Below are 23,445 nucleotides of genomic sequence, written 5' to 3'. Positions count from 1 at the left end.
ACCAATCGAATTTAACGAAAAACGTTATCTTTCGGGGCTTGAAGGCGCGGGAATACTATAGATATATCTATGAAAAGTCAATATTTGCTCATAATTACATCAAGGTTATCAAACAAATATTAAACTTAATGGCATTATGCCATTTGGAGCCATTTACTTGAGGATTAAACAGCAAAAATTAGCCGTTAATTTTTAATTCACGTGCTTCTAAAAATGCTTTAATCTCATCGCGAGAACCTAAAATATGTTGTTTCAATAACGCTACTGCCTTATCGATATCGCGAGCTTTACTGAGCGCTAAAATCTCATTATGTTCAGATTCTGCTTTAGAAATACCACCGGCCCAAAGTAAATGCATTCGAATATAACGATCAGCGTTTTTATTGAGTGTATTCACTAGGTTTTGTGTTTGTGGGCGTTTAGCGCCCGAATATAAGCAATTGTGATAATCAGAATTGAGCTCACTCCAGGTATTAGCTGCATTTTCTTTGCCTAGTGCTTTATCAAGTTTTTTCAGTAATTGCGTTGCTTCTTCTAGTTTTTCGTCACTAATATTCGGCAAAGAGTTAGCCAATAAATCAGCCTCGAGCATAGCGCGCAATTCAAACAGTTCATCAACTTGGTCAGCATTAAGTTCTGTCGCTGTTGCACCTTTATGAGCTTCAAACGCAACTAAACCCTCACCTTCAAGCTGCAGTAGTGCTTCTCTAATAGGAATTCGACTAACGTTTAACTCAGTTGCAAGCGCTGCTTGTCTTAAAGGCTGACCCGCTTTAATTTTGCCACTTAATATTTTTTCTCTAAGTGTTTCAACAACTAATTGAGTTCTAGTTTTGTATACGATGCTCATATGGGCTTCCTAAAAATATTAATTCCATTATAAAGAACCCAGAGCTAAACACAAAACAATAGCGCAATACCCAAGCTATTAGGTGACTTTTCAGGGTTTTTGTCCGCTTGCTTAATTAACTGACTTAGTTCACAAATTAGCGTTAATTAGGATATAAATTTAATAGTATTAGTTTGTTGATTTATCACACTTATAATTTTGCGACTAATATCCTTTAATACACTGACAATTCTGTTATCGTTAAATCTATAAAAATATTTTGATTACCTCTTAACAAATACAAGCTAAGCACATACGTGTTAAACAAATAAAAATAAAAGAGTTTCTGTATGCCGACAAAACACAATAGTATCGCCCTAATCGCATTTATTTTTGCCATTTTATCAGCAATTTATATTAAACAATTTATCGCACCACACTGGGTAGAACAAAGTTATGTTTATGATGTTAGTACTAATATTAAAGGTATTTCGAGTTATATTTATAAAGGTCAAAAAGTTATTATAGATAATGTAGTCGATTATCAAAGCTCGCCACTTAATCAGCTTAACCTGAGTGCTTCAGCCCGTTCACCAGCGCTCGAACAACAGTGGGTACAAGACGAAAACCAGCAATTAAAACTATTAAAACCTGCCTTCCACTTTGGTATTTGGTCACTGCTGCCTGCATTTATTACAATAGCATTATGTTTATTAACCCGTGAGCCACTTACAGCTTTACTTGGCGGCGTAGTAGTTGGCTCAATAATGCTAGGCCGTTACGACTTAACCGATAAAGTCATTATTCCAAATCTGGCAAAAGAAGGCACTGCCGCACTGCTGTTACTTTATTTATGGCTATTAGGTGGTTTGTTAGGTATTTGGTCTAAAACTGGCGCAGCACAAGCTTTTGCCAATTTCATGACCAAACATTTTGTTAAGGGAAGAAAGTCCGCAAAACTGGTTTCGTGGTTACTTGGCATGTTGTTTTTCCAGGGTGGCACCATGAGTACAGTGTTAGTAGGAACCACAGTACGACCATTAGCAGATAAAGCAAAAGTTAGTCACGAAGAAATGAGTTACATTGTTGATTCAACCGCGTCACCTATCGCATCAATACTAGCTTTTAATGCTTGGCCAGCATACGTTCAAGCCTTAATATTTATTCCTGGCGTTTCTTTTTTAGCAACAGAAGCAGACCGGATCAGTTTTTTCTTCCAAAGTATTCCATTTAGCTTTTATAGTATGTTTGCTGTTACGGGTACCTTGCTATTAAGCCTAAATATCACCACTTTTTCAGGCAAGCGTATACGCGCTGCCAAGCTGCGAGCTGAAACACATAATCAACTAGACGCTCCTACTGCCAAGCCTTTAAGTGCAAAAGAATTGCAAAGTACAGATATACCTAAAGGTTATAAACCCCATGTGCTTGAATTTATATTACCTTTAATCACCTTAACCGCCATTGCCATTGGCAGCTTTGTAATGCTGGGCTCGCCTAAAATTAATTGGGCTTTTGGTGCTGCACTAATACTTTCAGCGGTTATTGCTTTAATAAAAGGTATGTCTTTAAATGATGTCGTTGACGGTTTTGGTAACGGTTTAAAAGGTGTGGTATTTGCATCGGTTATTTTAATGTTAGCGGTGATTATTGGCAGTATTAGTAAAGAAACCGGCGGTGGCCTATTTTTAGTTTCTTTATTAGGTGAGCAATTACCCTTCTGGTGCTTACCGGTGATTTTACAACTTATCACTATGATAATAGCTTTTTCTACCGGTACAAGTTGGGGCACTTATGCCATAGCCTTTCCTTTAGCCATGCCATTGGCTTGGGCTATTTCTCAAAGCCAAGGGGTAGCTAATCCTGAATTATTTATGATGCTATGTTTTGCCACTGTGCTAAATGGAAGTGTTTTTGGCGATCAATGTTCTCCAATTTCTGATACGACTATTCTCAGTGCGATGACCACAGGGTGTGACTTAATGGACCATGTAAAATCTCAGTTAGCGCCTGCAGCATTAGCCGCTTCATTAGCCGCTTTACTTTGGACTTTGACTGCTTACTTTTTTGTTTAATCTTTTTTATACATCGTGTTATTAAAAGCTGTGGTAAAAAGTGTGATAAAAAATATTATTAAGAAAACTGGCTGTACAGACCCGTTAATCAATCATAGCTTTATGTATGAATAGCAATAATGCTGACATGGGATTGAAATAGGATGCTTACGGGTGATCAATTAATAATAGCTATAAATATAACTAACCTTAATTAAAAGTGAGTAAACTTGAGGTTAGCTAGCTACTTTATCTGCTTAAAGCATTGCGATTAAGGTATGATTTTTAACTCTGGCACTGACTTAATTATATTTTCTTTTTGTAGAGGTACTTCCACAACAAAACAACAGCCCTTCTCCCTTTCAATAACTTTGATAGTACCTTCTAGCTTAGTACTAACTAGATTATAAACAATATTCATACCTAAACCTGAACCACCTAAGCCTCTTTTTGTGGTAACAAATGGGTCAAATATTTTATCTTTTATTTTAGCATCCAAGCCTTTACCGTTATCTTTATATATCAATAAAAGACTATCTTCATTCGCTTTAAATTCGATAGAAATATCACCATCTATACGGTTTTCAAAACCGTGAATATGAGAATTAGTTAAAAAGTTGGTTAATATTTGATTCCATGCACTTGGGTATGTGACTAAATTTAGCTCTTTATCAACCAAGATCTTAATCGTATATTTTTTTTGTTTAAATAAAGTTTTTACGGTATTTACAATGTCATTAACGTGCTGTGCTAAGTTAATGTTTATTTTTGGATCGGTATGATACTCAACGGCAACAGATTTAAAACCACGAATTAATTCTACGGCTTTGTTTAGGCTACGTTCAATAATTTTTTCATACTCAGCAAACAGACTTAACATCGACGTTAATTGTTTTTTTGTTAATGTTTCATCATTAAGTGCATGACTCAATTCAGCAACCTTTTCTTTTAAGGCGCTTACTGAGGTAACGCAAATTCCTAATGGGGTATTAACTTCATGAGCAACACCTGCGACCAATTGACCAAGTGAAGCCATTTTCTCTGATTGAACAAGCTGGTCCTTAGCTAAGGTCAACTCATTAAGCGAGCGTTGTAACTCTTGATTACTTTCAGCTAATTTCGAGGTGCGTTCATAAACTTTAATTTCTAAATCGCCATTGAGATTAATCAATGCATTTTCTGCATCTTCTAACTTAATAATGTCATTTTTTAGTGTCATACGCATAATATTAATGGCTGATACTAACTCATCAAGTTCGTCAGTTTTTTTGCTACGACTTTCCAACGTTAATGGCATATCGATACTTTCGCCACTCATGGCCTGTGAATATAAAGTAATACGATACAAATGACGGGTTATTAACCAATGAACAATAAAAAACGTACAAAGGGCAACTATGAATATTTTAATAAATTCAGTAAATATAATAAAACCGGCTTTCTGCCATAAATGCTGATAAATATCTTGATAGTCAGCAGAAATAACCATATTTCCAATAATATTGCCTTCAAAAGCAATGGGATGACTTTCAACTTTTTTAGCACCAACGGTAGCGTCACCTACTTGGTAAACCTTACCAAAACTGGTAGTTATTTTAACATGACGAATATCAGGAAGTCGTTGAATACCTAAAATTTGTTGTTCTACTAAATCTTCATTAAAATCCCATAAACTGGTGGATATTGACTGATTAAAACTTAATTCAATATTATTAAAGCGTTCATCTAGCGTGGAAACGCCATTTTGAAAATCAACATATAATTGAATCATAGTTGAGCACACAGATAAAAAAGCACTACACAGAAAAATGTAAATAAAAACTCGTCGACTTAGCTTGCCATTAAAAGCACCTTTACTGTTCATTACTCAATCCATACATATTTTTATCACTTATATAATATTGTCAGATACGACTGCTGAAATTTTTTTAACGTAACTTATACTTTAAATCTTAACACTATTACAATTGTAGAGTTCCTTTAAAGTCTAATAGCAGAATAATGAATTTAACCTATAAATAACTCAATGTCGGCAAAATTGTAAAATTAGGGTAGATAAATTTTCTATTACTTCGATAGAATCTCATTGTGAGTGTTTACGAGTAATATACTCGTTAATATATTTGCTCAGTAGTTTTAGCCACATAGACTCTATTAAACTTAAATTGGGTGTATTTTTACTGAATTTTAACAAACACTACAACGAGATTAATCACAGTACTATATCCCACATTTACTCAAACTATTTAAAAATACCAATCAAATTTATATTTTAGGCCTTGTCCGATTATCGCTAGTCATTTACATTGCCTGAAGTATGATCAATCAAAAGTTAATAATGATGTTAAAGGCTATAACCATGATTATAGGAAAAATATGTTAAGTGCAGAGATTTGTGAAAGTGCACGGTTAAGCCGTGATGCTCGCTTTGATGGCAAGTTTTTTACCGCTGTTATTACTACCGGTATTTTCTGTCGCCCCATTTGCCCTGCCAGACCACCAAAACCTGAAAACGTAACATACTATGAAAGCGCCGAGCTTGCTCAACAATCAGGTTTTCGTCCTTGTAAACGCTGTTTCCCCCAATTAGCACCAAATCTGCCCTTACCAAGAAAAATAAAACAAATTACTCAAGCCTTCTACGAAAATAATTACAGTTTGCAAAAATGTGCCGAGCAACTCGTTATTAGCGACAGACAAATTCGTCGTTTATTTATGCAGTATTATGGTTTACCGCCGAGTGAGTTTTTTCATCAGCAGCGATTATTACTTGCGCATAAACTGCTAGTTTCAACACATTTAAGCATTACTAACGTTGCTTTTGCAGCCGGTTTTAATAGCATACGCCGTTTTAATGAGGTCATAATGCAAACTTATAAAACCACGCCCAGTGATATCCGAGGTAATAAAATAACGAGTTCTGATCACCCAGTAACCATTTTATTACCTTATAAAGCACCTTTTGATTGGCCTTTAATGTTGAGTTTTTTCCGCTCAAGAAAAATGAGCAATATTGAGGATATTAGCACTGAACACTATTTTAGAACCGTCGAACTTGAAGACTGTCGTGGCTGGATAAAAGTCACCCATCATCAAGATAAGAGCGCCTTAAATTTAACAGTTAAACTGTCTGACTACAGTTTTCTAAATCAAATTATCGCCCGCGTTCGTCGCATGTTCGACTTAGACGCCGATATGCAATTAATTCATCAACATTTAATAAAAAACCCTAAATTAGCGTTAGTTATTGAGCAATTTCCCGGTTTAAGATTACACGGCTGTTGGGATATTTTTGAATTTTCTATTCGAGCAATATTAGGCCAACAAATATCAGTAAAAGGCGCAACTACACTGGCGCAACGCATCGCAGAAAAGTACGGTGATAATGTTGTTGATATCGAACAACCTGAAAATATTAATGTTGCAAAGTACTTTCCAAGTGTTGCTGCACTAATGAATGTAGATTACCAAGAGATAGGGTTAACTCGCTCTCGCATTGCCACTTTGCAAACTTGGGTTGCCTACTTTCAAGAACATAACAGTATATTTACCCAAGGCTTAACGATTGAAGAGTTAGAGGCTAGATTAACAAAACTCAAAGGCATTGGACCGTGGACCGTAAATTATATTGGTATGAGGGGGTTAAGCGATCCTGATGCTTTTCCAAGTGCTGATTTAGGCATTATAAAAGCCTTAACTATTGATGAAATAAAACCAAAAAACAAAAATATACTAGCGTTAGCAGAGTGTTGGCGACCTTGGCGTGCCTACGCCGCTATATATTTATGGCAGTCGTTAGCACCTAAAATTCAAAGCGCACAATGTTAGTATAAATCTCAGTAGAAGGTTCGACCTAAATACCAGTACCAAAACCGAGGAAGTTCTAAATGTATTATTGTACTTATCAATCACCATTGGGTGAAATTGTCTTAACCGCAAACGAAAAAGGTTTAAGCGCACTCGCTTTTCAAACAGGACAGTCGCCTATCACAATTACTGGCTTAACCGAAAATAACAGCAAGTTCACAGAAGTAATTCAACAACTAACCGAATACTTTGCCGGTAACAGAAAGCACTTTGATCTTCCTTTAGCCCCTGAAGGCACTAACTTTCAAAAAAAGGTTTGGCAAGCGTTAACCGAAATACCCTGTGGTGATACTAAAAGCTATGGTTGGATCGCAAAAAGTATTAATAATGAAAAAGCGGTTCGCGCTGTTGGCACCGCAAATGGCGCAAACCCTATTGCACTAATAGTGCCGTGTCATAGAGTTATCGGCAGTAACGGCAAGTTAACTGGCTACGCAGGCGGCTTAGCATTAAAGGCAAAGCTCTTAATGCACGAAGGTGCACAATTTAAACCTTAAAATATTCGCAACATGAGTACCATGCTCGATTTATAAATCAAATCATCACTTAAACCAAATGAAAAACAATTTGGACGAGATATAAATACTGTTATGATAACGCCGATATTTAATAGAAATACTAGAGTATAGTTTTGGAAATAATTGTTGTAATCGCAGTCATATTCTTAGTTTGGCTAATTTGGCAGCTTATGCGGGCTAAGCATTTTAGCCAATTTAAACGTCAGATAATTCAAGAGCTAAAACCAAAAGTTATTGCCGATATTATTGACGAAATGACCAAAACTCGTTCAGAGCAACTTCCTAATACCCTTGCCCATCAAGAAGCAACCATTAACTATTGGAGCGTTTCAGCTGGCAGAGTTTTACAAGCAGCGTTAATGCGAGAAATCATTAATGAGCCATGGTTAAAAGAAACAGGTAATTTACGTAACAGCCAGCATTTATTTCATATTGAACGAGATAAATTGCACCGCTAGTACTATTTACACACTAAAGTCTCACCTACAAAAAAAGAGCGTATACGCTCTTTTTCTTCGCTAACTATTAAAACAGTTAACTCATTGTTTTTTTTTGCTGGCTAAATGTCATAACTAGCTAAACGATAAGCTTCATTAAGCTAATTTTTCAAACTGCAGATCCCAAACACCATGACCTAAGTTTTGACCTCGGTCTTCAAACTTAGTTAACGGGCGTGAATCCGGGCGCGGTACATAATCATTGTTTGCTGATAAGTTTTTAAAGCCAGGCGCAGATGTCATATCTTCTAACATACATTCCGCGTAATTTTCCCAGTCAGTTGCCATGTGAAAAACACCACCAACTTTCAGCTTTTCACGAATAGCTTCAACAAAACTTGCTTGTACGATACGACGTTTGTGATGCTTCTTTTTATGCCAAGGATCAGGGAAAAACAACTGAACCGTTGTTAAACATTCAGCAGGAAGACAATCAGCTAGAACTTCGATAGCATCATGCTCGTATACTCGAAGGTTTTTAACGCCTTCTTCTTGCGCTAAACCAATACATGCGCCAACACCTGGGCGGTGAACTTCAACGCCAATAAAATTAAGTTCAGGCGCATTTTTGGCCATTTCAACTAACGACTTACCCATGCCAAAGCCTATTTCTAGCACAACAGGGTTGTCATTACCAAACAAAACACTAGGATCAATTAATCCATCTTGATGGTTCAATCCCATAGTATCCCAAAACTGCTCTAAAGCTTTTGCTTGACCATTAGTAAGGCGGCCTTCACGCTTAACAAAGCTGCGTACTTTTCTAATGTACTTGCCTTCTTTTTCTGCTTGTTCAACGGTTTTGTGGTTTCTGTCAGTCATAATGCTATCTATTATTTAGTTTCGTCATCGAAATTAGGGCGCATATTATCCTTGTTTAATGACTGAATTTCAATCACGGCTTAATGCCAATCAAGATCTAATTTTACGCCCGTATACTAACTTTAAGTTAAATTAGTTTGCTAAGGACTACTCTGCCCACCAAACATCATATAACGGGCCAACGGTAACTGAGCTTGCGCCATTATCCGTTAACCACTTTTCTACTAATTGGCGATGTTCTTCAGTACATTTGCCTAGTTGTTGAGTACAAATTAAGCCATGCCACAAGGTATCACCTTCACCGCCAAAACCTAAGCCGTTTGGATCGATCGCTTCGTCGAAAAACTTAGTTAAAAATGCATCTACTGTTTCATTGTCAGTGCCATCATCTAGTTTCCAAGCAATATCGAAACCTAATTCTTGGAACTCATCAACACGTAATTTTTTACGTAAACGATTACTACGATTTTTTGCATCTATTTTCATTTTACTTCCCGTCATTGCTGCTAAAACTGTGAATATTGGTTTTGTTCGGCAGTCTAGTACTAAGCGCGGTGTTTGCCAATAACTTAACTAAAAAAATTTTAAAATAGTATGAGCATTGTCCAGTACGAGCAATTATATCGATCAGCACAACGAATATGATCTAGATCAAGCTTGCTGCCTTTAACCGCGTTTATACGCTTTAAAATGTTAACAATATTCGCGAAACTGCTTTGCTGTACTATCTTTAGATCAGGGCGTTAGCTGTTCTTTATAGCGGCCATAATAATAATTGCTTGATAATAAAAATGACTTTTCTCTTGGGATAAACTTCATGGCCAATGCTCAATACTCCAGTTTCCAACCACCTTTATGGTTAAAAAAAGGCTTGATTATTTTACTGACTGTTTTACTCAGCTTATTACTATTAGCTTGCGGTAGTGATGGTAAAGATGGTCAAAATGGTATTCCTGGCGAACCAGGGCCAGTCCCTGTAATTATTCCCGAAGTATCCACCAACGCCACCGCTTTAACGGTAACGATAAACTCAATCGCCATTGACACTACTACGGTAGTAAATTTCTCCGTCGCCGATCAAGTAGGCTTACCTGTGGTTAATCTATCCGAACCACGCTTTTCGCTGGCTAAATTAATTCCTGGTACCAACGGTAACAGTAGTGCGTGGCAAAGCTATATTAACAACACTGAAAACGCCGATGGTAACGGACCTGGCACAGAGACCACAATTCAAGCGACCCAAGACCGTACTGGCACTTTAACCAATAATCAAGATGGTAGTTATAGCTATACCTTTAGTAACAATATCAGTGAAATAACTAGCCCAATAGCCGTAACTTATCAGCCAGAGTTAAGCCATCGACTGGCGATTCAAATCAGTGGCAATGAGCAACCGGTAACCAATGTAATTTATGATTGGCGACCTGCTGATGGCGCAACCAGCGATATTTTTAGCCGAGAAATAGTTAAAACCCAAAGCTGTAATACTTGCCATGATGGCTTAGCTCTGCACGGTGGTGGCCGGGTTGAGAGCAAGTTGTGCGTCACTTGTCATAATCCTGGAAGCTTTGATGCCAACAGTGGCAATACCCTTGATTACACGGTGATGGTGCATAAAATTCATCGTGGTGAGCAGTTACCTAGCGTTGTTGCCGGCAATGAATATGCGATTTGGGGTTTTAGAGATACTAAGCATGATTATTCTGAGGTCACCTTGCCGATGGATATTCGCAATTGTAGCAAATGCCATGACAGCTCAGATCCAGCAACACCAAATACGGCGAATTGGCAAAGCACTCCAACAATAGCAGCCTGCGGCTCATGTCACGACGATATTGATTTTGCCTTAGGAAAATCCGGTGGTCATGCGGGCGGTATAATGACCGATAATAGTGAATGTAGTGTCTGTCATAGAGCAGGAGCTTTTGTTGGCAGCATTGCCGATTCACATCAAATAACCAGACAAATTGCCGCTAATAATTTTAAATTTAATATTTTATCGGTGACTAATACCGCACCAAATGAATTTCCTAAAGTGACTTTTTCCATTACTAATCCATCAGCGGCCGATGCCGCCTATGACATTTTAAATGATGCAGAGTTTACCGCTGGCGGTGGAGCCTCACGCATTGCCGTTGATATCGCTTGGAGTACAACAGAATATAGCAACGAAGGCACAGGAGCTTTAGTCGCTAGTGCATTATCGTTAAATCCATTAACCAGCGCCTTTGACAATGGCGATGGCAGCTTTACCGTAACCTCGACAACCGCCATCCCTACAGGTCAAAAAGGCTCTGGTTCGGTAGCACTTGAAGGCCACCCGGCCGTTGATTTAGATAATGATGGCAGCTTTACCGATCGAGTGCCGGTAAAAACGGCCGTGAGCTATTTTACGATTACCGACTTTAGCGCGATAGCTAGACGTGAGGTGGTCACTATTGAGCAGTGTCAAGCTTGCCATGTTAATTTAAGTCTGCACGGCGATAACCGCAATGACAACATCCCCGCTTGCCTAATGTGTCACAACCCCAGCGCTACCGACATAAATCGTCGCCCTGCATCCCCATCTGATGGTTTAAAAGAACAATCAGTTGATTTTAAGCATATGATCCACGCAATCCACGCCAGTGGAAAACGAGAGAAACCCTTTATTGTTTATGGTTTTGGTAATTCAAAACATGACTTTAGTACTGTCACCTACCCGGGAAAATTAAACAATTGCCAAGCCTGCCATGTCGATGACAGTTATCAATTGCCACTACAGCCGCAAGTACAAGGCACAACAATTGATACCGGCGCAAGCTTAGCTGCGCGAGCAGATGATTTGAAAGTTACGCCAACGGCAGCGGTTTGTTCGTCATGTCATGACGACCCTTTATCAAAAGCACATATGCTGCAAAATGGCGGCGCATCTTTTAGTACCAGCCAAGACGCAATCGACAACTTTGACGTGGTCGAAACTTGTGCTTTTTGTCATGGTGATGGCGCACTCAGCGATGTCAAAGTCGTGCACGGGGTGAAATAGCAGTGCAAATAGCAGCAAAGACCTTATTGAAACAACTCGCATTCAAGCACGAGCAGAAGCTAGTAACATGGTTTGATGCCAGTGCCCTTATTCGCAGTAGCTTAAGTACAAAAGCTAGTGTAGATGACTGTATGAAAATGCTAGCAAAAAATGGCATTCTAGTTAGCCAATTTTGCTTAACGATGACATTTTGCTTAGCAATTTTTTATAGCAATTTAGCCTTCTCTGCCGAAGAAATAGGCGAGGCAGAACACTACTCTAAAGATGGTGCCGATACCTGTTTACAATGTCACGACCAAGCTTCAAACTTTCCAGTAATGGCCATTTTTAATTCGGCTCATGGTACTAAGGACAGCAAGAATGCACCGTTTTCAACGACCGGCTTACAATGTGAAGCTTGTCATGGCGCTGTTGGTGAGCATGCAGTAAAACGCTTACGTAAAGGGGAGAAGCGCGCGCCGATGATCGCCTTTAGCGCGCGAGATAACATTGCCTCCGAAGAAAAATCGGCCATTTGCTTATCTTGCCACCAAAAGTCTGCAGCAACACATTGGCAAGGCAGCAGCCACCAAGCCAATAATTTAACTTGCCATGATTGTCACCAAATTCATGTTAGTGAAGATCCAATATTAACTAAAAGTAATCAGCTTGAGCAATGCGGTCAATGTCATAAAAATGCAAAACTGATGGCTCATCGCGCCTCAACACATCCATTACGCAGCGGACAAATGGGCTGTAGCGATTGTCATCAACCTCATGATAGTAATAGCGATAACCTATTAATCGCCGACTCCGTCAATGAAACCTGCTTTCAATGCCATGCAGAAAAGCGTGGACCATTTTTGTGGGAACATGAACCCGTCACTGACAGTTGTCTTAATTGCCATCAAGCTCATGGCAGTAATCAAGCAAGTTTACTAACACAACGGGCGCCGTATTTATGCCAAAATTGCCATAGCTCTCAAGGTCACCCAAGTTTTAGTTTTGGCTCCTCAAGCTTGCCACAACAATCACCTTCGGCCTTTTTGCTTGGCCGCAGTTGTAATAATTGTCATTCGAAAGTTCATGGTTCAAACCATCCTTCTGGCTCACGGTTGCAACGCTAGGAGCACATTATGAAGCACTTATCACTGTCGATAATTTCAATATTAACCTTATTAGCTTTGAGTTTGGGAATCAGCTTTGCTCATGCGGATGTAAAGGAGAAAGAAAGTGAAGAACAAAGCATAGCAAGCCATACATCAACTTCAACTGCAGCATCAACAGAACTAAAACAGATTAATGCTGATTGGCAATGTGAATATTGTCCAAAGACCAAGACCTTTTCCGGCAATGTTCAGGTTAATTTCGGCTACTTGTCTGACGATGCTTATCATTTTGGCCATTACTCTGGCATCGAGTCGAACAATAACTTGTTTTTATCCACTAAGGTTAACTATCTCACTGAAGAAGGAAACTATGCCAAACTTTCAGTCGATAATGCGGGTTTAGATGCGTTAAAACTAACCACTAAACTGGGCTATTATGGCCACTATCAATTTGCTTTCGCTTATCAAGAAATACCATTGCGCCAAAACCCTGCATTATTAACGCCGTTTCAGCAACAAAATAACACCTTATTGTTACCCGATAGTTGGCAATATTTAGATCAACGCACCAGCACACTTGAAACCACAACTTGGCGTCAATTCAATAGCGGTGTCGATTGGCAAAAATTAACCCTAAGTTGGCGCTATTTTACCGATCAGCACCTAGACTATGCCATTAATTATCAAAAACTTAAAAAATCAGGCATTGAGCAATTTTCTGCTGCGCAAATATTAAATGCGAGTTACTTACCACTGGCAATAGATGAGCAAACAGAGCAAATAGATGCTCAACTCAGCTACCAATTTAACGATTTAAACATTAATTTATCGTACTTTTTATCGCGTTTTAGCAATGAGTATCAATCAATACATTATGAAAATCCATTTTCCAGTTATGTGGCCGGTGCTGAAATGGCAGAAATTGCTCATGACCCCGATAATCATGCTTATAAAATCCGGCTTAAGGTAAATTATCAGCTACTGCCAGCGAGTTCTTTAAAACTATACGCGGCATTTGGACAAATGCGTCAGAACAACAGCCTGTTGCCCTACTCCAGCAATGCGTTTTTACAGCAAAGCTTACCAAGTAATAACTTTGACGCGAAAGTAGCCACCACAGATTATGCCCTGCGCTTTTATTCTCGCTGGTCTAGCCGTTTATCTTTTAGAGCTAAATATCAATTTAATCAACGCGACAATCAAAGTGAACAATTTATCTTCACACCAGTGTTTAGCGAAACTTACCTCTCAGAGCCGTTGCAAAACACGCTGTATGACACTAAAAAACAACAGTTATCCTTGGCAACTTTTTGGCGATTTTTACCCAGTCAGCAAGCCAGCATTGAGTTCAGTCAAAGCTCAAAAACCGAACAAGGCATCAGCAAACATAAAACAGACAATCAAGGCGTAACTGGCTCATTATTACTGCAAAGTGAGACGGGCGCGCAATTAACTATTCGTGCCAGCCATTTTAATCGCGATGCCCAATTGCCGATGCGCTTAAGCACACAACTAAGCGATGAAAACCCCTTATTACAGCGCTACAACCTTGCCGCACGCGTGCAAAACAAACTCAGCATGCAACTGAGTAAAGCGCTAAACGAACAACTATACGCTAGTATTTCTGGTGCCTTAAGTAAACAAAACTATCAAGCGTCAAGCTTAGGCTTACAAAATAATCATCGCTATCATTATGGCGCTGATCTTAGTTGGCAAGTTGATGAAAAAACAACGCTGAGTACTTACTTTCAAATTGAAGATATTAGATCTCAAGCCAAAGCCAGTGATAATGGCTCATTATGGCGTAACGACACTAAAGAGCGGGTCGATAGTTTTGGTCTGACCCTTGACATCAAAGAATGGCTAGATGAAAAATTCGCGCTATCGTTGCAAGCTATAATCTCTGATGGCTCAAGTGCAACAACATTAAGCAGCCCAAGCCAAGATAAATTGCCTGAAATAAACAGTGTTTGGCAGCAATTTAACCTTAAGTTTAGTTATCAAATTAATCCGCAAATACAAGCCCAGTTACAATATCAACACCAGCGGTTAGAGAACGATGACTTTGCCATTGACTATGTCGACGTTAATACCGTCGATAATTTATTAACCTTTGGCGCGGTTAGTCATCATTATCAAGTTAATTATTTTATTTTGGGCTTAACATACCAATTTTAACTCTTTGCCATGCTGAGCTTAGCTATAAAGGACATAGCGATAGGGGACTTAGCCAGTATGACAAAGTATGTTTATCTTATATTGAGGAGTTCTATAGATGAATAAGAAAAAAATGAATAAGAAAACCTTAGCGTTGATCATATTTTTACCGCTAGTAAGTAGTGTTTTTTGTAGTGCATCAACGCCGGCAAAATATATTACCGACTGTATGGATTGTCATGGTAAGGAAGGCTTTAACCCAGAAGCCGATATGCCAACCATCGCAGGTGCTTCTGCCACATATATCGAATCGACATTATTTGCATACAAAGATGGTGTTCGGCCCGCCGTCACCTCAAGCTATCGCTTTGGTGATACTAGCAAACCGGCAACTGACATGAAAAAAATTGTTGATGCATTAACCGATACACAAATTGCAAAAATCGCTAACTTTTATGCTAAAAAGCCATTTATTGCTGCCAAGCAAACATTCAATCAAGCGTTAGTTGCTAAAGGTCAAAGCGTTCATGAAAGCAAGTGTAAAAGGTGTCACAACGACGGTGGCAGTGATCCCTACGATGACTCTGGCATTTTAGCCGGTCAGCACAGTCATTACTTACAACAATCGATAAAATATTACCTTGATGGTAGTCGTGAAATGGACAGAAAAATGCGCCAAATGACCGAGCAATTAAAAGCTGGGGATTGGGATGCCTTGATTGCTTTCTACGCCAGCCAGCAATAACCCAGTCAACAACAACTAAGCTTAATAAGCTGAGGAGTATATAATGAACCGGAAAGGATTATGGATACCAAGTAAAAAATGGTGGTTATTTGGTTTGCCTATCGGTGCCCTTTTAGCGGCGCTATTTGGCGTCATGGCGTGGGGTGCCTTTAACTGGACCTTAGAGATCACCAATACCGAAGAGTTTTGTATCAGTTGCCATGAAATGCAAGACAACGCTTTTCAAGAATACAAAACCACCATTCACTATCAAAATAGAGTCGGCGTCAAAGCCAGCTGCCCTGATTGCCATGTGCCTAAACCTTGGATCCACAAAGTGGTTAGAAAAATCGAAGCCAGCAGGGAAGTCTGGCATAAAATGTTAGGCACCATAGACACACCGGAAAAATATAACGCTCATAGAGAAATAATGGCAGAGCGGGTTTGGTCACAAATGAAGGCGACTGACTCTCGCGAATGTCGAAATTGCCATGCTTTCGAAACCATGGATTTAAGCGCGCAGTCAAAACGCGCACAAAAACAACATAACCCGGAACGAATAGCAGAAAGCGGTGACACCTGTATTGATTGCCATAAGGGCATTGCACATCACCTCCCCTAACCAAAGCTTAAGAAAAGGTGAAGGATTATACTATACAGCCAACGGTAGCGGGTTTAAGCGCATTATTGTTCTGCTTAATTCTCCTTAGATCACGATATAACCAAAGATACTGCCAATAATAGCGGTGTGAGTAAAGCAGCTGCTACATTTGCCGCCATAAATTTCGGCACTTGTGCGATGTCTTCACCATATTTGATCGCCCCAGCTAGCGAAAACAGCGCTAAAAAGGCCGGAATTAAAGCGATTAAACTGAAGGTCGGTAGTAGCTTTTGCTGCACCAACACCAAAACCACACCATAAGCGGCCACCATAAACAGCGCATAAACCAAATTGCTAGCAGTTATACCAAAAACTATCGGGAATGTTCTTCGACCCACGGCACGGTCTGCTTGCATATCAGGGTACTGATTGAGTAATAACAAGTTATTCACCAATAAAAATGGTACTAAAGCAACCCACCAAGCAAGGTTATGATAACTTCCAGCAAGTACCACATAGGTGCCAACCACCATCAAAAAGCCAAAGCCAAGGCCAGCTGATAACAAACATAAAACTGGATTACGATTTAGCCACTGGGTATAGGTTAAAATAATCATCACACCTAACAGTCCAATAGGAAAAATGATCATGCCTAGCCTATGGATAAAATAGCCACCAACGAGCACAGTAAATAACAAAGTTACCAGGCCAATAATTAAGGTTAACCAAGCCAACTCAGGATGTTCAGGTAAAGCACCGCTGCCACCACTAAAGGGTGTTTTCGTGGTTTGTAAATCTAAGCCACTTTTAAAATCAAAATATTCGTTCAAGGTATTAACACTAATATGAGCCGATAATGCACCAACAAGTGCTACCACTACTAAGAGGTAATCAGTTTCGGTTGCGTTAAACATCGCCAGCGCCAAACCCAAAGCGACACAAATTGGTGTTAGTAATAAAAATGGTGGACGAAATGTCGCGATAACTTTTGATCTGTGCATAAGTAAATGCCCTTTGAGTCGTTTGAACGCGAATAACTTCGTATTCATTTGATTTATCGTTAAAAAACGAGCGATGCTCGCAGTGGCTTTATTATTTATAGCCGCATAAAACACTTTCGCCAAGTGTTAATCATCAACAGTGATTAATAATGTTTTAAAGCATGTTCACAAGCAAACTTTAAGCTGATTTTTCTGATGAAATACATTTATATGCTTTCGATTGTAGAATAAGGATGAAATTGTCTGGTTGAGTCTACTTTACCCTTTAGTTACACTGGCGCCGCTATGACAAATAAAACTAAAATTTCAGCCAAATCTGCCCAAGTATTCAGTGACCAAGTCTTATCGTGGTTTCAGTTACAAGGTAGAAAACACTTGCCTTGGCAGCAAGACAAAACTCCATATCGAGTTTGGATATCAGAAATAATGCTGCAGCAAACGCAAGTAGCTACTGTTATTCCTTATTATTTAAGATTTATGGAAAGCTTTCCTAACATTATCGATTTAGCCAATGCCAATGAAGACACCGTGCTTCATCACTGGACCGGTCTTGGCTACTACGCACGGGCCCGAAACTTACACAAAACAGCCAAAGTAATACGTGACGACTACCAAGGAAATTTTCCTGAAAATATTGACGAAGTTATCGCACTAGCCGGTATTGGCCGCTCAACAGCAGGCGCAATATTAAGCTTAGCGCTCAATAAACATCATGCGATTTTAGACGGTAACGTAAAACGTGTGTTAGCGCGCTGCTATAAAGTGCAAGGTCATACTGGCCAAGCCATATATGAAAAAACCTTGTGGCCGATTACTGACGCACTAACGCCCAAAGTTGGCGTAGCACAGTTCAACCAAGCCATGATGGATTTAGGCGCTATGGTTTGCACGCGATCTAAACCTAAATGTGAAATTTGCCCGATTAATCGCAGTTGTTTAGCGAATGCCAGCGATGAGCAAGCATATTACCCACAAAAGAAACCGAAAAAAACGATTCCCGAAAAACACACCATTATGGTCATTCCACGTGTGAATCAACAAGTGCTGATGGAAAAACGCCCTCCTGCTGGAATTTGGGGCGGGTTATGGTGTTTTTTAGAGTTATCAGAGATTAATGAATTACCTGACTTGTTAGCTAAATTAAACCTTAAACAAACCACAACATTTGCTTTAGATAAATTTCGCCATACCTTTAGCCACTTTCATCTCGACATAGAAGCAATTGTTGTAGATTGTAAAATGCTACCAGCAAAAGAAATTAGCGAAAATAGCACATTGCAATGGTACAATTTAGCCACAGTCGCGTCGGTGGGTTTAGCCGCATCAACGCAAAAATTAATTAAACAGCTAGAGCAATTGCCTGTTTAATTAATTTACACATTTACACATACACTAGACAAAAAGAGAATTTATTATGAGTCGTACCGTTTTTTGCCAAAATTTACAAAAAGAAGCCGAAGGCCTTGGCTTTCAACTTTATCCGGGCGAAATAGGCAAACGTATTTTTGATAACATTTGTAAAGAAGCATGGGGACATTGGCAAAAAAAGCAAACTATGCTGATTAACGAAAAGAAAATGAACATGATGAACGCTGACGACAGAGCGTTTTTAGAATCAGCCATGGTCGCTTATCTGTTTGAAGGTAAAGAACCTGAGATTGAAGGCTACACACCTGTGAAAAAATAAGTGGAATTTGCCATTAACTGGAAAATATTTGCTACTATTTTTGTTTCGGTGTTTATCGCAGAACTTGGCGATAAAACCCAACTTGCCACCATGCTATTTGCTGCAGATAAAGACGTAAGTAAATGGATGGTTTTTGGCGCAGCCTCTGCTGCATTAATTGTTGCAACGGCTGTTGGCGTATTAGTTGGTAGTTTTTTATCCGCCTATATTGACGAAAAAGTACTTTCTTATATCGCCGGCTGCGGATTTATCATCATAGGGGCTTACACTTTATACACCGCTTGATTGTGATATATAGTGTTAAAAATAGAAAAACTTCGGCAAAATTGCTCCATAAAAGCACAATACGTTGAAAAAAACGGCAAACAAACATTTATTTAAAAAAAAGGGTTGACGGGGTAAACGAAAAACAGTTTAATACGCCCCGTCTTCAAGGCACAGCCAAGAAGACAATGTACAAGACAATCATTATGGTTGTTAATGTGCCTCGATAGCTCAGTCGGTAGAGCAGAGGATTGAAAATCCTCGTGTCCCTGGTTCGATTCCGGGTCGAGGCACCATTTACACTTTTAGCTTTTAATTAAGTTAAATGTAGAATCAACAAGTTCCGATGTTGATTCGGTGCCAAGATAGTTAGTTCAATAGAATATAATTATCGCACACGTTTTCGTGTGCCGACTTAGCTCAGTTGGTAGAGCAACTGACTTGTAATCAGTAGGTCGCCAGTTCGACTCCGGCAGTCGGCACCATTCATAACGAAGCCTCAACAGCAATGTTGAGGCTTTTTTATTTGTCTTAATAAAAACTGACACTGATTGAATCAGTAGCTTATATAACCCCAGCAGTTCAACTCCGGCAGTCAGCACCATTCATTCCGAAAGTGAAAAATAAAACCTTAGCAGCGATGTTAAGGTTTTATTCGTCTAGATTTTGTTACTCATTCATTTACATGCAAGAAGTGGTGAGCTACTGACTAAATCAGTAGTCAGCATAAACACAGTATATTTCAACGAACCTGAATCCCACAGATTTCACCGACACCGATAAAAAGTACTTAGTTGCTCCGTTATCAAGCAAAACACTAAACAAAGACATTTTTCGGGTGTATTGCTTGAAATACGCAAGGTAGCATTCCAGGTAAATTAAACCATTAAGTCTTTCAATTCTTCCACAAAAAATAAAACAATTTCAATGCCGATCAACACGATAATAATCCATTCTAAAAATGATGAGTGTTGATGTTTTTGTTCTTCAGCTAGCACTCCAAATAGTTCATGAATGGTTGAGAGTTTTTTCGACAATAATTCAACACGCTGGCGTATATCCATATAACGCGCCATACGTTCATAAGTGGCTTCATATTCTGGATATTCCCAAAAAAAGTCGGGAGTATCTAGTAAACCATAATGCAAAATAATATCGCTTTTAGTGCTTAATAACGTCCCTCTAATTTTAGCGATTTCTTTCTGACTAATAGATATTTTGCCAAACTTAGCTAACTCTTCTGGAATATGAGAATAGTCTTTTATCGAGTTTTGCGCTTGAACTTCATATTCCATAAGCTTGCTCGATTGTGCTAATGCATGGCTTATTGCTAAACGTATTAAAGGATCGTGATCTGGCAACGAAATAACATCTTTTTTAATCATTAATTCGTTAGAAAAAGTGAAACTTAAATGCTCTTCAATTTTTTCAAAATGCGTTGTATTGTCTTTTTTAAGGTTGTTGATTAAAGCTTGGCGCTCAGTTTTATCTACTGCCCAAAACACCACTACACCATAATCAAACAACCAATACTCTCCAGTTGCTACAACTATTTGCACTGCGTCTCTATAACGGGTTCCGCCTTCAAAAAAGCGTTTGTCTATATTCGAATTCGCTGATGAAAAATCATCACCAAAATTGTAAATAGATAACTTATTATCACTAAATGCGATGTTATTATCTGTCATTAGTTGTTCCATGGTTACTCATTTAAATTTCTTTATTATTACTGTATTAATATGTTTTCAAGACAAGCTACACTAGCTTGTCTCACTTACTCAATAAATTGCCTTAGTATTATTTTTTACTCTGCTTTCAATTCCTAATTAACTCTTAATTTCAACCATCCTATCCACGAGGTGAGTTTTATATCACTAAAAAATGAGATTTATAGAATAGTTATATTGCTTTAACTTTTCGTTATATACGTTATCTAGCAACAATAAAAATTCGAACCTAAGTAAAAAATTAGCCTGATTTTGCACTTTTATTAACAAAGTTCAACATCAATTTTTTAATTAACTTAACAAAAAATATTGAAGACGTAATTCATGTTTAAAAAACCAATGGGGTCAGGTTCGTTGAAAGCAGTTAAGTTGTATAAATGAAATTATTAATTACACTTTTAATACCAAGTAAATGTAAAGGAGTACATTATGGCTCGCTTTCCTCGACTGTTGATTGTCTGTACTTTGTCAAAAAAAATGCATAATGATAAATAAAAGATAACCTATAGTTTTCAAGAGCTATTTAAATACCAGTGATTAATCAATAATAATTGTCATCAAATGTTATTTTTTTTGTTGGACATTAAGCCGCTGTTAACTTCTAATTCGCGCCCCATTACCCACGATAAACTCCCTTTCTGTTATTAAATAAAAAGGCTAAAGGAACACCAATGAATAAAGATAATCTTGATCACGCACGTACACATTACAATGTACGTCATTGGAGTCAGGGCTATTTCGGTATCAACGATACAGGTAACGTATATGTTGCGCCTAAGTTTGATAATCAAAATCACACGGTAGATTTAACTACCATTGCTAAAATGATTGAAGCTAAAGGCTTAACTTTGCCTGCTTTAGTTCGATTTCCGCAAATAATCCATCATCGCATTCACAGTTTATGTGAAGCTTTTAATAATGCGATAGAGGCATATGATTATCAGCATAAATATTTACTGGTTTATCCTATTAAGGTTAATCAACAGCGCGAAGTTGTGGATGAAATTTTAGCTAGCCAACATAACAAAGAATATACCCAGCTAGGTCTTGAAGCTGGTAGTAAAGCTGAATTACTCGCTGTTTTGGCGATGGCTCAAAAGGTTTCATCTGTTATTGTTTGTAATGGTTACAAAGACCGCGAATATGTGCGTTTAGCGTTAATCGGCGAAAAGTTAGGACATAAAGTTCATATTGTTTTAGAAAAAATGTCTGAACTGACGATGATTTTAACCGAAGCGAAAAAATTGAATGTTGAGCCTCGTTTAGGCATACGTGTGCGTTTGGCTTCTCAAGGTAAAGGGAAGTGGCAAGCAAGTGGTGGTGAAAAATCAAAGTTTGGTTTATCAGCCTCACAAGTACTTAACGTTGTTAAAGTACTTAAAGAAGAAAATATGCTTGATACATTAAAGTTAGTTCATTTTCACTTAGGCTCACAAATAGCTAATATAAGAGATGTGAGATTAGGCGTTAGTGAAGCCGCACGTTTTTATTGTGAGCTTCGCCATCTTGGTGCGGGCATTTCATGTATGGATGTTGGTGGCGGTTTGGCCATAGACTATGATGGTACACGCAGCCAGTCACATAACTCCATGAACTATAGTTTAGCAGAGTACGCAAATAATATTGTTAATACCATTGGTGATATCTGTAAAAGCTACGATCAACCTATGCCGATGATTATTTCAGAGTCTGGTAGAGCATTAACAGCACATCATGCCGTACTTATTTCTAATGTCATTGGTACGGAATCTTATGAGCCAGAAAACATAATCGCGCCTTTACGTGAAGAATCTGTGCTTTTAAATAATATGTGGCGTTCGTTAGAGCAATTAAAAGATCGACAAGATGACCGCGCGCTTATTGAAATTTATCATGACACTCAAAGTGACTTGGCTGAAGTACATAGCCAATTTTCTATGGGATTATTAAATTTAACTCAACGCGCTTGGTCAGAGCAAGTTAACCTGCGTATTTGTTATGAATTAAACCAATTAATGGACAGTAAAAATCGTTTTCATCGACCAATCATTGATGATTTATCTGAAAAACTTGCCGATAAATTTTTTGTTAATTTTTCTTTATTTCAATCTTTACCCGATTCGTGGGGAATAGATCAGGTTTTTCCGATTTTACCATTAACTAACTTGCATAAATCACATGAAAAAAGAGCTGTGTTATTAGACATTACTTGTGATTCAGATGGAATTATTAACCATTACGTTGATGGTCAAGGCATTGAAAGCACACTACCAGTGCCGGCATGGACCGAAGATGAACCTTATTTATTAGGCTTTTTCTTAGTGGGTGCTTATCAAGAAATTTTAGGCGATATGCATAACTTATTCGGCGACACACACAGTGCGGTAGTATTTCTAAATGATGACGGTGAAGCAGAAATAACTGAAATTAATGAAGGTGATACGGTTGAAGACATGTTGAATTATGTACATTTAGATGCAAAACTATTTCAACAAACTTATGCCGAGCTTATAGAGGCTAGATTACCTAAAAATGAAGGTGAAGAAATTTTTAAAGAGTTAGTTGATGGCCTTAAAGGCTACACCTACCTTGAAGATCTTTAAAG

19 protein-coding genes and 2 tRNA genes are annotated in these 23,445 nt (G+C 38.4%); 15 read left to right on the top strand and 6 right to left on the bottom strand.

Annotation, left to right across the window (positions count from 1 at the left end; translation table 11 throughout):
• Positions 1–178: 178 nt before the first annotated feature.
• Positions 179–850 (bottom strand): GntR family transcriptional regulator, encoded by a 672-nt coding sequence (locus H4J38_RS05865; protein WP_182130459.1) that lies wholly within the window; start codon positions 848–850, stop codon positions 179–181.
• A gap of 329 nt (positions 851–1,179) precedes the next feature.
• Between H4J38_RS05865 and H4J38_RS05860 the strand changes: the two genes are divergently transcribed.
• Positions 1,180–2,904, top strand: coding sequence for a Na+/H+ antiporter NhaC family protein (locus H4J38_RS05860; RefSeq protein ID WP_182130457.1), 1,725 nt, complete (start codon positions 1,180–1,182; stop codon positions 2,902–2,904).
• 250 nt (positions 2,905–3,154) lie between these two features.
• Here H4J38_RS05860 and H4J38_RS05855 read toward each other — a convergent pair whose 3' ends face one another.
• Positions 3,155–4,654, bottom strand: a complete 1,500-nt coding sequence (locus H4J38_RS05855) for an ATP-binding protein (protein WP_220465455.1) — start codon at positions 4,652–4,654, stop codon at positions 3,155–3,157.
• Between the two features lie 605 nt (positions 4,655–5,259).
• Here H4J38_RS05855 and H4J38_RS05850 point away from each other — a divergent pair.
• The 3 genes from H4J38_RS05850 (at position 5,260) to H4J38_RS05840 (ending at position 7,726) form a co-directional block, all read left to right on the top strand.
• Complete coding sequence (locus tag H4J38_RS05850; protein WP_182130453.1) at positions 5,260–6,711, top strand: DNA-3-methyladenine glycosylase 2 family protein; 1,452 nt, start codon at positions 5,260–5,262, stop codon at positions 6,709–6,711.
• Positions 6,712–6,770: 59 nt separating this feature from the next.
• Positions 6,771–7,247, top strand: coding sequence for a methylated-DNA--[protein]-cysteine S-methyltransferase (locus H4J38_RS05845; protein WP_182130451.1), 477 nt, complete (start codon positions 6,771–6,773; stop codon positions 7,245–7,247).
• Positions 7,248–7,381: 134 nt separating this feature from the next.
• Complete coding sequence (locus H4J38_RS05840; RefSeq protein ID WP_182130449.1) at positions 7,382–7,726, top strand: hypothetical protein; 345 nt, start codon at positions 7,382–7,384, stop codon at positions 7,724–7,726.
• Between the two features lie 135 nt (positions 7,727–7,861).
• On the opposite strand, the gene trmB is transcribed toward H4J38_RS05840, so the two are convergent.
• Positions 7,862–8,587 (bottom strand): tRNA (guanosine(46)-N7)-methyltransferase TrmB, encoded by a 726-nt coding sequence (gene trmB, locus H4J38_RS05835; RefSeq protein WP_182130447.1) that lies wholly within the window; start codon positions 8,585–8,587, stop codon positions 7,862–7,864.
• Between the two features lie 147 nt (positions 8,588–8,734).
• A complete protein-coding gene (locus H4J38_RS05830; protein WP_182130445.1) occupies positions 8,735–9,073 on the bottom strand; it encodes a YggL family protein in 339 nt (112 codons plus the stop codon).
• Positions 9,074–9,404: 331 nt separating this feature from the next.
• Between H4J38_RS05830 and H4J38_RS05825 the strand changes: the two genes are divergently transcribed.
• The 5 genes from H4J38_RS05825 to H4J38_RS05805 all read left to right on the top strand — a co-directional run bounded on the left by H4J38_RS05825 (position 9,405) and on the right by H4J38_RS05805 (position 16,203).
• Complete coding sequence (locus H4J38_RS05825; protein WP_182130443.1) at positions 9,405–11,612, top strand: OmcA/MtrC family decaheme c-type cytochrome; 2,208 nt, start codon at positions 9,405–9,407, stop codon at positions 11,610–11,612.
• A gap of 2 nt (positions 11,613–11,614) precedes the next feature.
• Positions 11,615–12,718 carry a DmsE family decaheme c-type cytochrome gene (locus H4J38_RS05820; RefSeq protein WP_182130441.1) on the top strand — a complete coding sequence of 368 codons (1,104 nt, stop codon included), beginning with the start codon at positions 11,615–11,617 and terminating at the stop codon, positions 12,716–12,718.
• Between the two features lie 9 nt (positions 12,719–12,727).
• Positions 12,728–14,878: an MtrB/PioB family decaheme-associated outer membrane protein gene (locus tag H4J38_RS05815; protein ID WP_182130439.1), complete on the top strand. Its 2,151-nt coding sequence runs from the start codon at positions 12,728–12,730 to the stop codon at positions 14,876–14,878.
• Between the two features lie 97 nt (positions 14,879–14,975).
• Positions 14,976–15,602, top strand: coding sequence for a c-type cytochrome (locus H4J38_RS05810; RefSeq protein WP_182130437.1), 627 nt, complete (start codon positions 14,976–14,978; stop codon positions 15,600–15,602).
• Between the two features lie 43 nt (positions 15,603–15,645).
• Complete coding sequence (locus H4J38_RS05805) at positions 15,646–16,203, top strand: NapC/NirT family cytochrome c (RefSeq protein WP_182130435.1); 558 nt, start codon at positions 15,646–15,648, stop codon at positions 16,201–16,203.
• Between the two features lie 89 nt (positions 16,204–16,292).
• On the opposite strand, the gene H4J38_RS05800 is transcribed toward H4J38_RS05805, so the two are convergent.
• Positions 16,293–17,183 carry a prenyltransferase gene (locus H4J38_RS05800; RefSeq protein WP_182130433.1) on the bottom strand — a complete coding sequence of 297 codons (891 nt, stop codon included), beginning with the start codon at positions 17,181–17,183 and terminating at the stop codon, positions 16,293–16,295.
• A gap of 285 nt (positions 17,184–17,468) precedes the next feature.
• Here H4J38_RS05800 and mutY point away from each other — a divergent pair, with 285 nt between their 5' ends.
• From mutY to H4J38_RS05775, 5 genes are all read left to right on the top strand, one after another.
• Positions 17,469–18,551: an A/G-specific adenine glycosylase gene (gene mutY, locus H4J38_RS05795; RefSeq protein WP_182130431.1), complete on the top strand. Its 1,083-nt coding sequence runs from the start codon at positions 17,469–17,471 to the stop codon at positions 18,549–18,551.
• 46 nt (positions 18,552–18,597) lie between these two features.
• Complete coding sequence (locus tag H4J38_RS05790; RefSeq protein WP_182130429.1) at positions 18,598–18,870, top strand: oxidative damage protection protein; 273 nt, start codon at positions 18,598–18,600, stop codon at positions 18,868–18,870.
• Complete coding sequence (locus H4J38_RS05785) at positions 18,871–19,155, top strand: TMEM165/GDT1 family protein (RefSeq protein WP_220465454.1); 285 nt, start codon at positions 18,871–18,873, stop codon at positions 19,153–19,155.
• Positions 19,156–19,354: 199 nt separating this feature from the next.
• A tRNA-Phe gene (locus H4J38_RS05780) sits at positions 19,355–19,430 on the top strand.
• A gap of 113 nt (positions 19,431–19,543) precedes the next feature.
• Positions 19,544–19,619, top strand: a tRNA-Thr gene (locus H4J38_RS05775).
• Between the two features lie 393 nt (positions 19,620–20,012).
• Here H4J38_RS05775 and H4J38_RS05770 read toward each other — a convergent pair.
• The gene (locus tag H4J38_RS05770; RefSeq protein WP_220465453.1) at positions 20,013–20,822 is read right to left on the bottom strand and encodes an RMD1 family protein; all 810 of its coding nucleotides are present in this window, start codon (positions 20,820–20,822) and stop codon (positions 20,013–20,015) included.
• 710 nt (positions 20,823–21,532) lie between these two features.
• Between H4J38_RS05770 and speA the strand changes: the two genes are divergently transcribed.
• The gene (gene speA, locus H4J38_RS05765) at positions 21,533–23,443 is read left to right on the top strand and encodes a biosynthetic arginine decarboxylase (protein ID WP_182130427.1); all 1,911 of its coding nucleotides are present in this window, start codon (positions 21,533–21,535) and stop codon (positions 23,441–23,443) included.
• Positions 23,444–23,445: the final 2 nt, after the last annotated feature.

The sequence above is a fragment of the Colwellia sp. BRX10-3 genome, assembly GCF_014077505.1.
Lineage (GTDB): Bacteria > Pseudomonadota > Gammaproteobacteria > Enterobacterales > Alteromonadaceae > Cognaticolwellia.
The sequence above is the reverse complement of the archived record's forward strand: the minus strand, read 5'-3'. Positions and strand labels throughout refer to the sequence as shown.